The organism is Lysobacter sp. DMC104 (assembly GCF_056313665.1).
The window spans coordinates 115,276-128,505 of the sequence record NZ_JBQUZW010000011.1; the positions used below are offsets into that span (position 1 = coordinate 115,276).

Annotated in this window: 10 protein-coding genes; 8 read left to right on the forward strand and 2 right to left on the reverse strand. The window is 69.9% G+C overall.

Features of this window, described 5'->3' with window-relative positions:
- Positions 1-39 precede the first annotated feature (39 nt).
- Positions 40-1,110, reverse strand: coding sequence for a DNA polymerase IV (gene dinB, locus ACT53R_RS14705; protein WP_476172722.1), 1,071 nt, complete (start codon positions 1,108-1,110; stop codon positions 40-42).
- 561 nt (positions 1,111-1,671) lie between these two features.
- Between dinB and ACT53R_RS14710 the strand changes: the two genes are divergently transcribed.
- Entirely contained in the window at positions 1,672-3,393 is a 1,722-nt protein-coding gene (locus ACT53R_RS14710; protein ID WP_476172646.1) for a pre-peptidase C-terminal domain-containing protein, read from the forward strand.
- 152 nt (positions 3,394-3,545) lie between these two features.
- Here the strand turns inward: ACT53R_RS14710 and glmS are convergent, their stop codons facing one another.
- Positions 3,546-5,387, reverse strand: coding sequence for a glutamine--fructose-6-phosphate transaminase (isomerizing) (glmS, locus tag ACT53R_RS14715; protein WP_476172647.1), 1,842 nt, complete (start codon positions 5,385-5,387; stop codon positions 3,546-3,548).
- A gap of 215 nt (positions 5,388-5,602) precedes the next feature.
- Here glmS and ACT53R_RS14720 point away from each other — a divergent pair, with 215 nt between their 5' ends.
- The 7 genes from ACT53R_RS14720 to ACT53R_RS14750 all read left to right on the forward strand — a co-directional run bounded on the left by ACT53R_RS14720 (position 5,603) and on the right by ACT53R_RS14750 (position 13,161).
- On the forward strand, positions 5,603-6,874 hold the full coding sequence (locus ACT53R_RS14720; RefSeq protein ID WP_476172648.1) for an efflux RND transporter periplasmic adaptor subunit: 1,272 nt from the start codon (positions 5,603-5,605) through the stop codon (positions 6,872-6,874).
- A 2-nt stretch (positions 6,875-6,876) separates the two neighbouring features.
- Positions 6,877-7,086, forward strand: coding sequence for a hypothetical protein (locus tag ACT53R_RS14725; protein ID WP_476172649.1), 210 nt, complete (start codon positions 6,877-6,879; stop codon positions 7,084-7,086).
- Between the two features lie 68 nt (positions 7,087-7,154).
- Complete coding sequence (locus ACT53R_RS14730; protein ID WP_476172650.1) at positions 7,155-7,871, forward strand: ABC transporter ATP-binding protein; 717 nt, start codon at positions 7,155-7,157, stop codon at positions 7,869-7,871.
- 10 nt (positions 7,872-7,881) lie between these two features.
- A complete protein-coding gene (locus tag ACT53R_RS14735) occupies positions 7,882-9,183 on the forward strand; it encodes an ABC transporter permease (RefSeq protein ID WP_476172651.1) in 1,302 nt (433 codons plus the stop codon).
- Between the two features lie 40 nt (positions 9,184-9,223).
- On the forward strand, positions 9,224-10,453 hold the full coding sequence (locus ACT53R_RS14740) for an ABC transporter permease (protein ID WP_476172652.1): 1,230 nt from the start codon (positions 9,224-9,226) through the stop codon (positions 10,451-10,453).
- Positions 10,454-10,498: 45 nt separating this feature from the next.
- Complete coding sequence (locus ACT53R_RS14745) at positions 10,499-11,836, forward strand: sigma-54-dependent transcriptional regulator (RefSeq protein WP_476172653.1); 1,338 nt, start codon at positions 10,499-10,501, stop codon at positions 11,834-11,836.
- Between the two features lie 11 nt (positions 11,837-11,847).
- The gene (locus tag ACT53R_RS14750) at positions 11,848-13,161 is read left to right on the forward strand and encodes a sensor histidine kinase (protein WP_476172654.1); all 1,314 of its coding nucleotides are present in this window, start codon (positions 11,848-11,850) and stop codon (positions 13,159-13,161) included.
- The last annotated feature ends 69 nt before the right edge of the window (positions 13,162-13,230 follow it).

Genomic DNA, 13,230 nt, shown 5'->3' on the forward strand with positions numbered 1-13,230 from the left:
GGCAGCGGAGCTGCGCTCCGCTCTACCGAAGCAGGGCGATCAGGCCTCGGGAAACAGCGCTGCCTGCGGCGGCAGCAGCGTCTCGCGATCGCGGAAATTGCCCAGCCCCACGCCGACGAGGCGATAGCGCGTCTGCGGCGGCAGCTCGACGCGATCGCGCAGCGACAGCGCGATCGCGGTGAACTGTTCCAGCGACGCCGGCGGCGCTTCCGGCGTGTGGCTGCGGGTGAGGATGCGGAACTGCGCGGTCTTCAGCTTCAGCACCACCGTGCGCCCCACGCGCTCGGTCTTGCGCGATGCGGCCCACGTCTTCTCGGCGAGCGTGCGGATCATCGGTTCGATCTCGTCGAGCAGGACATCGCGCGGGAACGTGTCTTCCGACGAGATCGACTGCACCGGCTGGTCGGGTTCGACCGGGCGCTCGTCGATGCCCTGCGCGCGCTCGTGCAGGCGCACGCCGAAACTGCCGAAGGCCTCGTGCAGCACCGCGATATCGACGTTGCGCAGGTCGCCGACGGTCTTCACGCCCAGCGCTTCCAGCCGCTGCTGCGCGACCTTGCCCACGCCGGGGATGCAGCCCACCGGCAGCGGCGTGAGGAAATCGAACACCTGGTGCGGGCGGATCACGAACAGGCCGTCGGGCTTGCGCCAGTCGGAGGCGATCTTCGCCAGGAACTTGTTCGGCGCCACGCCGGCGGACGCGGTGAGCTGCGTCTCCTCGCGGATCTGCGCGCGGATCGCCTGCGCGACCTCGGTGGCGGTGGCCTGGCCGCCCTTCGGCACGGTGACATCGAGGTAGGCCTCGTCCAGCGACAGCGGTTCGATCAGGTCGGTGTGGCGCGCGAAGATCTCGCGCACCTGCCGCGACACCGCCTTGTAGCGCACGAAATCCGGCGGCACGAACACCGCGTCGGGACAGAGCCGCTCGGCGCGGATCGCCGGCATCGCCGAGCGCACGCCGAAGGTGCGCGCTTCGTACGAGGCCGCGCATACCACCGAACGCTCGCCGCGCCAGGCGACCACCACCGGCCGGCCGCGCAGCGACGGATCGTCGCGCTGTTCCACCGACGCGTAGAAGGCGTCCATGTCGATGTGGAGGATCTTGCGCATGGCCTCGGCGTGGCGTTCAGGCGCGGCCATCTTGGCGCGAAACCGCCGACGTCCGCGCAACCCCGCGGCGGGCCGTGCTGCGACGCACCGGACGCCATCTCGCCGTAAACACCGGAAAAACCGGTTTTTCCCGCTGTTTTTCAGGGGTTCCACGCATCATTAGGACAACATTAAGCGCCGAATTACCGAACCGTAATCTTTCTCGTTCGCGCGCGGGAAATCCAGTTTCCTGTACCGAGCCGGCGCCGATCGACGTGGCGAGTCTACGAATCCGGCGCCCACGAGAAGAATTCTCGTTTGCGTCCTGCGTGAAACGCGCACGGGCACCGAATCCCTCCCCGCGGCGAATTGAGCGGCGCAGATCGCGTTGCTAGCCTCGATCTGCGCTCGCATGGAATGCCCGGCGCATCGCCGAATCGCCACTCCGCCCGCTTCGCGTCCACGCGATGCGCGGTGAAGTGCGGCCCGTGCGCATGCGCCGTTGCCCGCGACCGCGTCGTGTCTCCGCTATCGCCCTGATCCGCAGCACCACACCCACCTCCAGAAGGAAGACGACCCGCGATGTCCACGAAACGAAACCGGTTCATCCCCCGGCTCCTGTCGCAGGGCGCGCTCGCCGCGACGGCGACGGCCCTGTGTGCCAGCGCGTTCTCCACGGTTGCCGCCCCCGCGCAGCCGGAACGCAACCCGTACGCGCCCGCCTACCAGCACGCCTACCGCCACGGCGCGGTGCCGACCCGCGAACTCCAGGCGGCGATGAAGCAGTGGCAGGTCCGTTCGATCATCGGCAAGGCCACCTCGACCAACACGCTGTACTACCGCGGCGGCACCGGCGGCGTCGGCGTGCTCAGCGGCCAGTCCAAGGTCTACCTGGTCTTCTACGGCAGCCAGTGGGGCACCTCCACCACCGACGCCAACGGCTACCTCAACTTCAGCAACGACGCCGCAGGCGCCGGCCCCGCCGCGCAGAAGATGTTCAAGGGCATCGGCACCAACGGTGAACTGTGGTCGGCCGAACTGACCCAGTGGTGCGACGGCCCCGGCGTCGCCACCGGCGCCAGCAGCTGCCCGTCGACGGGCACCATCGCGCGCATCCCGTACCAGCAGAACGTGCTGGCCGGCGTGTGGTACGACAACTCGGCCGCGTCGCCGACCAGCGCCACCGCCGCGCAGCTGGCCGCCGAGGCCAACAAGGCCGCCGCGCACTTCGGCAACACCACGGCCGCGTCGAACCGCTACACCTACTACGTGATCCTCTCGCCGACCGGCACCAACCCGGACAACTACAAGAGCCCGACCAACGGCTACTGCGCGTGGCACGACTACGTCGGCGACCCGGGCATCTCCACGCCGACCACCTACGGCCCGCTGGCCTTCAGCAACCAGCCGTACAACATCGACGTCGGCACGTCCTGCGGCACCAACTTCGTGAACTCGGGCACCGCCGGCAAGCTCGACGGCTACACGATGACGCTCGGCCACGAGTGGCACGAAATGATGTCCGACCAGTTCCCGGCCGGCGGCTGGACCGCCAACAGCGGCTACGAGAACTCGGACGAATGTGCCTGGATCGCCGCGGGTTCCGCCGGCGGCGCCGCCAACGTCGCCTTCAGCACCGGCACCTTCGCCCAGCAGGCCAGCTGGTCGAACGACACGAATTCGTGCGCCATCTCGCACGCGATCGTGACCGGCGGCAGCACCAACTCCGCGCCGGTGGCGAACTTCACCACCACCTCCAGCGGCCTGACCGCGACCTTCACCGACACGTCCACCGACGCCGACAACAACATCAGCACCCACAGCTGGACCTTCGGCGACGGCGCGACCTCCACCGCGACCAACCCGAGCCACACCTACGCGGCGGCCGGCACCTACTCGGTCAGCGAAACGGTCACCGACACCGGCGGCCTGAGCAGCACCAAGACGGTCTCGGTGACGGTCTCCGGCGGCGGCGGCACCTGCGGCGGCACCGTGCTGTGCAGCGGCACGGCCGTGGCCCTGCCGTCGGTCGCGACCGGGTCGTGGTCGCCGATCTACACGATCGCCGTCCCGGCCGGGAAGACCAGCGTGGTGTTCAACATCTCCGGCGGCACCGGCGACGCGGACCTGTATGTGCGGATCGGCAGCGCGCCGACCACCACGTCGTACAACTGCCGTCCCTACACCACCGGCAACGCCGAGACCTGCACCTTCAATGCGCCGACCGCGGGCACGTACTACGTCGGCGTCCGCGCCTACGCCGCGTACTCGGGCGTGAGCCTCAAGGCGACGATCTCGCCGTAAGCGTGCGACACGCGATGCCGGGGGACCTCCGTCCCCGGTGAACGCCCCGGCATCGTCTTCGACCCCGGCCTCGCGCCGGGGTCATTTTTTTGCGCGATCGGAACGGCGACCCGGAACGACGACGCGAGCGCAGGTCGCGCCCGCGTCGCGCCTCACTCCACCGTCACGGCCTTCGCGAGGTTGCGCGGCTTGTCGACGTCGGTGCCGCGCGCGAGGGCGGCGTGGTAGGCAAGCAACTGCACCGGGATCGCATGCACGATCGGCGACAGCGTGCCGACATGGCGCGGCGTGCGGATCACGTGCACACCTTCGGATTCGCTGAAGTGGCTGTCGGCATCGGTGAAGACGTACATCTCGCCGCCGCGGGCGCGCACTTCCTGGATGTTGGACTTCACCTTCTCCAGCAGGCTGTCGTTGGGCGCGATCACCACCACCGGCATGGCCGCGTCGACCAGCGCCAGCGGCCCGTGCTTGAGCTCGCCCGCAGGATAGGCCTCGGCGTGGATGTACGAGATTTCCTTGAGCTTCAAGGCGCCTTCGAGCGCGATCGGATAGTGGATGCCGCGGCCGAGGAACAGCGCGTGCTGCTTCGGCGCGAAGCGTTCCGACCACACCGCGACCTGCGGCTCGAGGTTCAGCGCATGCTGCACGCTGCCGGGCAGGTGTCGCAGGTCCTCGATCAGCGCGGCTTCCTCGTCCGCGGACAGGCGGCCGTGCAGCTTCGCGACGGTCGCCGCCAGCGCGAACAGCGCGACGAGCTGCGTGGTGAACGCCTTGGTCGACGCCACGCCGATCTCGGCACCGGCGCGGGTGTAGAACACGAGCTTGCTGGCGCGCGGGATCGCGCTCTCGGGCACGTTGCAGATCGACAGCGTGCGCTCGTGGCCCAACGACTTCGCGTACTTCAGCGCTTCCATCGTGTCGAGGGTTTCGCCCGACTGCGAGATGGTGGCGACCAGCTGGCGCGGGTCGGCGACGACCTTGCGGTAGCGGTATTCGCTGGCGATCTCGACCGTGCACGGCAGGCCGGTCATGGCCTCGAACCAGTAGCGCGCGGTCAGGCCGGCGTAGTAACTGGTGCCGCAGGCGAGGATCTGCAGCCCGGAGATGTCGCGCAGGATCGCTTCGGCGTCGGCGCCGAACAGCTCGGGCGCGAACGCGCCGCGGTCGACGATTGCCTCGATCGTGTCGGCGATGGCGCGCGGCTGCTCGTGGATCTCCTTCTGCATGAAGTGCCGGTAAGGCCCCAGCTCCAGCGACGCCAGCGACACGCCGGAGACGAAGGAGTCGCGCTTCACTTCGCCATCGTGCGCGTCGAACACGCGCACACCTTCGCGGGTCACTTCGGCGGTGTCGCCCTCTTCCAGGAAGATCACGCGGCGCGTGGCCTGCACGATCGCGGAAACGTCGGAAGCGATGAAGTTCTCGCCCTCGCCCAGGCCGATCAGCAGCGGGCAGCCCATGCGCGCGCAGACCATGCGCGCGGGATCGTCGCGGCTGATCACCGCCAGCGCGTAGGCGCCGTCGAGCTCCTTCACCGCGCGCTGCAGCGCGGCGAGCAGGTCGTCGCCCTGCGACAGGTAGTGGTGGATGAGGTGCGCAATGACTTCGGTGTCGGTCTGCGACTCGAATACGTAACCCAGCGCACGCAGGCGTTCGCGCTGCGCCTCGTGGTTCTCGATGATGCCGTTGTGCACCAGCGCCACGCCCTGGCTGATGTGCGGATGGGCGTTGCCTTCGGTGACGCCGCCGTGCGTGGCCCAGCGGGTGTGGCCGATGCCGAGGCGGGCGGAGAAGCCCTCGGTGGCGGCGGCGTTCGCCATTTCGGCAACACGGCCGGTGCGGCGCACGCGGCGGACGTCGCGACCTTCGTCGGCGTCACCGACGACGGCGATGCCGGCGGAGTCGTAGCCGCGGTACTCCAGACGTTTCAGACCTTCGACCAGCACGGGGACCACATCGCGATCCGCGATCGCGCCGACAATGCCACACATGGATTCTGCAGACCTCTCGGGGTTCGGAACGGATCGCCGGGCGGCGCGTCCGGGGCGCGGCTAGTGTAACGGCGAAACCCCGGACAAGCGTCCGCGCGGACGCGTCCGGACAGCCCGCGGACAGTCCCGTTCGCGTGGAAAACCCATCCGGATCAATCGGTTGCGATTGGCACGCGGCTTGCGTTCCATGGCGTGAACACACTGCCCGACACGCCATGAGCATTCGCGACACCGCCGCCCAGGACCGCGCCCTTTCCGCCACCGGCCAGACCCGCCGCCGTCGGCGGACGATCCTCGTCGTCGTCGCGGGCATCGTCATCGCGACCACGGCCGTCGTCGTCGCTTGGCGCGGCGGCAGCCGCTCGGTCGACGCCGAGCGCGTGCGCATCGCCGAAGTGCGCCGCGGCGATCTCGTCCGCGACCTGTCGGCCGAGGGCCGGGTGATCTCGGCGAACAGCCCGACGCTCTACGCCATCTCCGGCGGAACCGTCACCCTGCGCGTGGTCGCCGGCGACACCGTGAAGAAGGACCAGGTGCTGGCCGAGATCGACAGCCCCGAGCTGCGCAGCCGCCTCGCGCAGGAAGAAGCCACGCTGGCCGGGCTGGAAGCGGAAGCCTCGCGCGCCGAGCTCGACGGCGCGCTCACCCGCGCCAACGCGCGCAAGCTGCTGGACCAGGCGAGCGTGGACCGCACCGCCGCCGCGCGCGACCTGGAGCGCAACAAGCGCGCGTTCGACGGCGGCGCCGTCGCCCAGATCGACGTCGCCCGCGCGCAGGACACGCTGAAGAAATCGGAACTCGCGCTGGCCGCTGCGCAGCAGGAATTCACGCTGCAGGGCCGGGGCGCCGGGCTCGACAGCCGCAACAAGCGGCTGCAGGCCGATCGCCAGCGCGCCGTGGTCGCCGAGTTGCAGCGCCAGGTCGATGCGCTGTCGCTGCGCGCGCCGTTCGACGGCCAGGTCGGCCAGGTGCTGGTCGCGCAGCGCGCCAACGTCGCCGCGAACGCCGCCGTGCTCAGCGTCGTCGATCTCTCCGAATTCGAAGTCGAGATCAAGGTGCCGGAAAGCTTCGCCCGCGACCTCGGCATGGGCATTCCCGCCGAAGTCACCGGCAGCAGCGGCACCTTCCCGGCCGCGATCTCGGCGGTGTCGCCGGAAGTCGTGAACGGCGAAGTGGCGGCCCGCCTGCGCTTCAAGGGCACGCAGCCACCCGGCCTGCGCCAGAACCAGCGCCTGAGCGCGCGGATCGTGCTCGACACGCGCCGCAACGTGCTGATGGTCGAACGCGGCCCGTTCGTGGAACAGGGCGGCGGCGCCATCGCCTGGGTCATGGACGGCAGCACCGCCGTCAAGCGCCCGGTGCACACCGGCGTCAGCAGCCTCTCCGCCGTCGAGATCCTCGACGGCGTCCAGCCCGGCGACCGCATCGTGGTCTCCGGCAGCGACCAGTTCGGCGACGCCGAACGCATCCGCATCTCCGGAGAATGACCATGTCCACCCCGTCCCCCGACACCCTCCCCTTCGTCCTGCACTGGGACGCCGACGCGCTGACCGACGCGATGCTGCGGCTGCGCCCGCCGCCGCTGCGCACGGTCGTGTTTGCGCCGTCGGCCAACGATGCCGAACACCACCGCCCGCATCGCGCCGGCAGCTTCACCCCCGCGCCGGCGCTGCCCGCGCACTTCCGCATCGGCGGCTGAACCGCACACCCTCCCCTGCCGCATCACCGTCGCGCATCGATCCGCGCGCCCTTTCCCCGGAGTTCCCCATGCTGCACATGCAAGGCGTCACCAAGGTCTACCGCACCGAACTGGTGGAAACCCACGCGCTGCGATCGCTCGACCTCGAAGTGAAGGAAGGCGAATTCGTTGCCGTCACCGGACCGTCGGGCTCGGGCAAGACCACCTTCCTCAACATCGCGGGGCTGCTGGAGGACTTCACCGGCGGTACGTATCTGCTCGATGGCGAGGACGTCAGCCGGCTCGGCGACGATGCCCGCTCGCGGCTGCGCAACCGCAAGATCGGCTTCATCTTCCAGAGCTTCAACCTGATCCCCGACCTCAACCTGTTCGACAACGTCGACGTGCCGCTGCGCTATCGCGGCATGGCCGCGTCGGAGCGGCGCTCGCGGATCGAGGACGCGTTGACCCGCGTCGGCCTGGGCTCGCGCATGAAGCACTATCCGGCCGAACTCTCGGGCGGCCAGCAGCAGCGCGCCGCGATCGCGCGCGCACTGGCGGGCAGCCCGCGCCTGCTGCTCGCCGACGAACCCACCGGCAACCTCGATTCGCAGATGGCGCGCAGCGTGATGGAGCTGCTGGAGGAGATCAACGGCCAGGGCACCACCATCGTGATGGTGACCCACGACCCGGAACTCGCCGCGCGCGCGCAGCGCAACGTGCACATCGTCGACGGCATGGCCACCGACCTGCAGCGCGAGCCCGGCCTGGTGCGCGTGGCCGCCACCCAGACCGCTTCCGCCTGAGGACGCCGCCATGTTCGGTTACTACCTGTCCCTCGCCTGGCGCAGCTTCCGCCGGCACAGGGCGCTGACTGCGCTGATGGTGCTGGCGATCGCGCTGGGCATCGGCGCGAGCATGACCACGCTCACCGTGTTCCACGTGCTGTCGGGCGACCCGATCCCGCAGAAGAGCGCGACGCTGTTCTATCCGCAAATGGAGCCGCAGTCGCGCGACGGCTACAAGCCCGGCGACGAACCGCCCGAGCAGCTCACCCGCTACGACGCCGAAACGCTGCTGCGCGAGAAACGCGGCGACCGCCAGGCGATGATGACCGGCGGCGGCACCGTGATCACCCCGACCCGCAGCGGCACGCTGCCGTTCTACGCCGACGCGCGCTACACCAGCGCCGACATCTTCCCGATGTTCGACATGCCGTTCCTGCATGGCGCCGGCTGGACCGCGGCGCAGGACGATGGCCATGCGCGCGTGGCGGTGATCTCCAAGGCGCTCAACGAGAAACTCTTCGGCGGCGCGAACAGCGTCGGCAGCACCGTGCGCCTGGACAAGACCGACTTCCGCGTCGTCGGCGTGCTGGACGAGTGGCGGCCGACACCGAAGTTCTACGACATGAACAGCGACCGCTTCGGCGCGCTCGAACAGATCTTCCTGCCGTTCTCGACTTCGCGCGACCTCGACATGGACCGCAACGGCAGCATGGACTGCTGGGGCGACGCCAACGGCACCGAGACCGGCGTGAACGCACCCTGCGTGTGGATCCAGTACTGGGTCGAGCTCGATTCGCCGCAGAAGGTCGCGGCCTACCAGGCCTACCTGCGCAACTATTCCGACCAGCAGCGCGCCGCCGGACGCTTCCAGCGTCCGACCAACGTGCGCCTGCGCAACCTGATGGACTGGCTGGACTACAACAAGGTCGTCCCGGGCGACGTGCGCCTCCAGGTGTGGCTGGCGTTCGGCTTCCTGCTGGTGTGCGTGGTCAACACCATCGGCCTGCTGCTCGCGAAGTTCCTGCGCCGCAGCAGCGAGATCGGGGTGCGACGCGCACTCGGCGCGTCGCGCCGCGCGATCTTCGCGCAGTGCGTGGTCGAGGCCGGCCTGATCGGCGTGGTCGGCGGCGTGCTCGGCCTCGGCCTGGCGTTGCTCGGCCTGTGGGCGGTGCGCCAGCAGCCCAGCAGCTACGCCGAACTTGCCCGCCTCGATCCGACGATGCTGCTCGCCACCTTCGGCCTCGCGCTGCTCGCGAGCCTGCTCGCCGGCGTGCTGCCCGCGTGGCGCGCGATGCAGGTCGTCCCCGCCATGCAGCTCAAGTCGCAGTGACCCCCGTCGCGGCCCGCGCGGCCGCGGCCCTGGAGACCCCATGGATATCCGTCCCATCCTGTCCACCCTCTCGCGCCACAAGACCGCCGCCGCGCTGATCGTGCTGGAGATCGCACTGAGCTGCGCCATCGTCTGCAACGCGCTGTTCCTGATCAGCGGCCGGCTCGAACGCCTCAACGAAGTCAGCGGCATCGTCGAGGACGAACTGGTCCGCGTGCAGATCGCAGGCATCGGCGCCGACGACAACGCCGCGGCGCGCACGCGCAGCGACCTGACCGTGCTGCGCGCGCTTCCCGGCGTGAAGTCCGCCACCATCGTCAACCAGGTGCCGTTCGTGAATTCGTCATGGAACAGCGGCATCTCGACCAAGCCCGACCAGCAGACGCCGACGCTCAACGCGACGCTGTACATGGCCGAGGATCGTTTCATCGACACCTTCGGCCTGAAGCTAGTCGCCGGCCGCGCGTTCGCACCGGGCGAGTTCATCGAATGGGACGCCTTCAATTCCTCCGAAGGCCGCAACAAGGTGCCGGGCGCGATCATCACCCGCGCCATGGCCGAGCGCCTGTTCCCGGGCGGACAGGCCGTCGGCCGGACGATGTACACCGGCGGTACGGCGTTGCCGATCCTCGGCGTGGTCGAACACCTCGTTCGCCCGAGCAACATGGGCGGCATGGTGGCGCGCGAGTACGCGATGATCCTGCCGATCCGCACGCCGTACAACGTCGGCGGCAACTACGTGCTGCGCACCGAGCCCGCGCGCCGCGCCGAAGTGATGAAGGCCGCGATGAAGGCGCTGGAGAAGAACGGCCCCAGCCGGCTGATCCTGGAGGACAACACCAAGACCTTCAGCGAACTGCGCGCCGACTTCTTCCGCGAGGACCGTGCGATGGCGTGGCTGCTGGTGGCGGTAATCGTCGCGCTGCTGGTGGTGACCGCGTTGGGCATCGTCGGCCTCGCCAGCTTCTGGGTGCAGCAGCGCACCAAGCAGATCGGCGTGCGCCGCGCGCTGGGCGCCACCCGCGGCCAGGTGCTGCGCTACTTCCAGACCGAGAACTTCCTGCTCGCGGGCATCGGCATCGCGATCGGCATGCTGATGGCGTACGGCATCAACCAGCTGTTGATGGCGCACTACGAGCTGCCGCGACTGCCGGCGATGTACTTGCCGGTCGGCGCCGTCGCACTCTGGCTGCTCGGGCAGATCGCGGTGTACGGGCCCGCACGCCGCGCCGCGGCGGTGCCGCCGGCGGTCGCGACGCGCAACGTCTGACCTCCGGCCGCTGACGCGTCCCCCGCTCCGCGCTACGCTACCGCCATGCCCACGATCCTCGTCATCGACGACAACCCCGCGGTCGCCACTGCGCTGGAGACGCTGTTCTCGCTGCACGACATCGACACGCGCACGGCGGCGACGCCCGCCGAAGGGCTCACCGCGCTGGAGGAAGCACCTGTCGACCTCGTGGTGCAGGACATGAACTTCGAGGCCGACACCACCTCGGGTGCGGAAGGCGAAGCGCTGTTCCGCGAGATCCGCGCGCGCCATCCCGACCTGCCGGTGATCCTGCTGACGGCGTGGACGCACCTCGGCTCCGCGGTCGATCTGGTGAAGGCCGGCGCCGCGGACTACCTCGCCAAACCGTGGGACGATCGCCGCCTCGTCGCGACCGTGAACAACCTGCTGGAGCTGTCGCAGACGCGGCAGCAGCTCGCGCGACGCGACGCCGGCGACCGTCGCCGGCGCGAGGCGCTGTCGGCGTTCGACCTGCGCGGCTTCGTGCACGCCGATCCGCTCACCGGTTCGGTGCTGCAACTCGCCGGGCAGATCGCACGATCGGATCTGCCGGTGCTGGTCACCGGCCCCAACGGCAGCGGCAAGGAGCGGCTGGCCGAGATCGTCCACGCGAATTCGTCGGTGCGGAACGGCCCGTTCGTCGCGCTCAACTGCGGCGCGCTGCCGGCGGATCTCATCGAAGCCGAACTGTTCGGCGCCGAGGCCGGCGCGTACACCGGCGCGAACCGCGCGCGCGAAGGCAAGTTCGAGGCCGCCGACGGCGGCACGCTGTTCCTCGACGAGATCGGCACGCTGCCGCTGGCCGGGCAGGTGAAGCTGCTGCGCGTGCTGGAGACCGGACGCTTCCAGCGCCTGGGCAGCAATCGCGAGCGCGAGGTGAAGGTGCGCGTGGTCAGCGCCACCAACGCCGACCTGCCGGCGCTGATCGCGTCCGGCCAGTTCCGCGAGGATCTCTTTTACCGGCTCAACGCGATCGAGCTGCGACTGCCGCCGCTGGCGCAGCGTCCGGACGACATCCTGCCGCTGGCCCGGCATTTCCTGCCGGAAGGCCGCACGCTCGACGCCGCGGCCGAGCGTGCATTGCTGGGGCACCGCTGGCCGGGCAACGTGCGCGAACTGCGCAACACCATCCAGCGCGCGGCGTTGCTCGCGTCCGGCACGCGCATCGGCGCGGCCGATCTCGGACTGCCGCCTCCGCCGCCGGCCTCGACGACGAGCGACGCGGTCGAGCCGGATCGCGCGACGATCGAGGCCGCGCTCGCACGTGCCGGCGGCGTGCTCGCGCAGGCCGCGCAGGAGCTCGGCATGTCGCGGCAGGCGCTGTACCGCCGCATCGAACGCCTCGGCATCGCCCGCGACTGACACGCGCCGCCATGCACATCCTCCGCATGCTGCCGCTGGCCATCCGCCTGATGATGCTGGGCGCGATCTGCGTCGCGCTCGCGGCGGCCGGCACGGCGGTGCTGGCGCGCTGGCTGCCGGACTGGGGCGCGGCGTTGCTGTCGGCGCTGGTCGCCGGCGCGCTGCTCGCCATGCTGCTGTGGCGCACGCTGTCGCCGATGCGCGCGCTGTTCCGCGCGCTCGCCGGTACCGTCGCCAGCTATCGCGACGGCGACTTCAGTTTCGGCATCACCTGGGACAAGTACAGCGACCTCGTCGAACTGGTCGGCGCGCACAACGCGCTGGGCGATGCCCTGCGCGAACAGCGCGTGTCGCTGGTGCAGCGCGAACTGCTGCTCGACACGATGGTGCAGAACACGCCGGTGGCGATGGTACTGCTGGAACCCGCCGGCCGCGTCGTGCTGGGCAACCTCGCCGCGCGCAAGCTGCTGGGCGAAGGCCGCCGACTGGAAGGCCAGACCTTCGACGCCGTGCTCGCGCGCACGCCGCAGGCGCTGCGCGATGCGTTCGAGCGCGACGGCGACGGCATCTTCGCGGTTGGCGACGAGGATAACGAGGACATCTTCCATCTCTCGCGCCGCGGCTTCCTGCTCAACGGCCGTCGGCACGAACTCATCCTGCTGCGCCAGCTCACCGCCGAGCTGCGCCGGCAGGAAGTGCAGACGTGGAAGAAGGTGATCCGCGTGATCAGCCACGAACTCAACAACTCGCTGGCGCCGATCGCCTCGCTCGCGCATTCAAGCGCCGAGCTGATGAAGCGCGGCCAGCTCGAACGCATCCCGAACGCGCTGGCGACGATCGAGGAACGTGCACGCCACCTCGAAGGTTTCATCCGCGACTACGCGCGCTTCGCGAAACTGCCGGCGCCGCGGCTGCAGTCGCTGGAGTGGTCGCGCTTCCTCGCGCAGCTGCGCAGCCAGGTCGAATTCGCGTGGGACGGGCAGCACGGCGACGGCGTGTTCCAGGCCGACGCCGCGCAGTTCGAGCAGACGCTGCTGAACCTGGTGAAGAACGCGCACGAATCGGGCTCGGCGCCCGGCGACGTGCAACTGCGGCTGCGCCGCCAGCCCGACGCCTGGCGCATCGACATCCTCGACCGCGGCAGCGGCATGAGCGATGCCGTGCTGGCGCAGGCGCTGCTGCCGTTCTATTCCACCAAGCGCCACGGCACCGGACTGGGCCTGGCGCTGTGCCGCGACATCATCGAAGCCCACGGCGGCCGCATCTCGCTGCAGAACCGCGAGGGCGGCGGCCTGTGGGTGGGACTCATGCTGCCGGCGCGGTGAGCCCCCGGTAGAGGGGGGGGGGGGGGGGGGGGGGGGGGGGGGGGGGGGGGGGGGGGGGGGGGAGGGGTG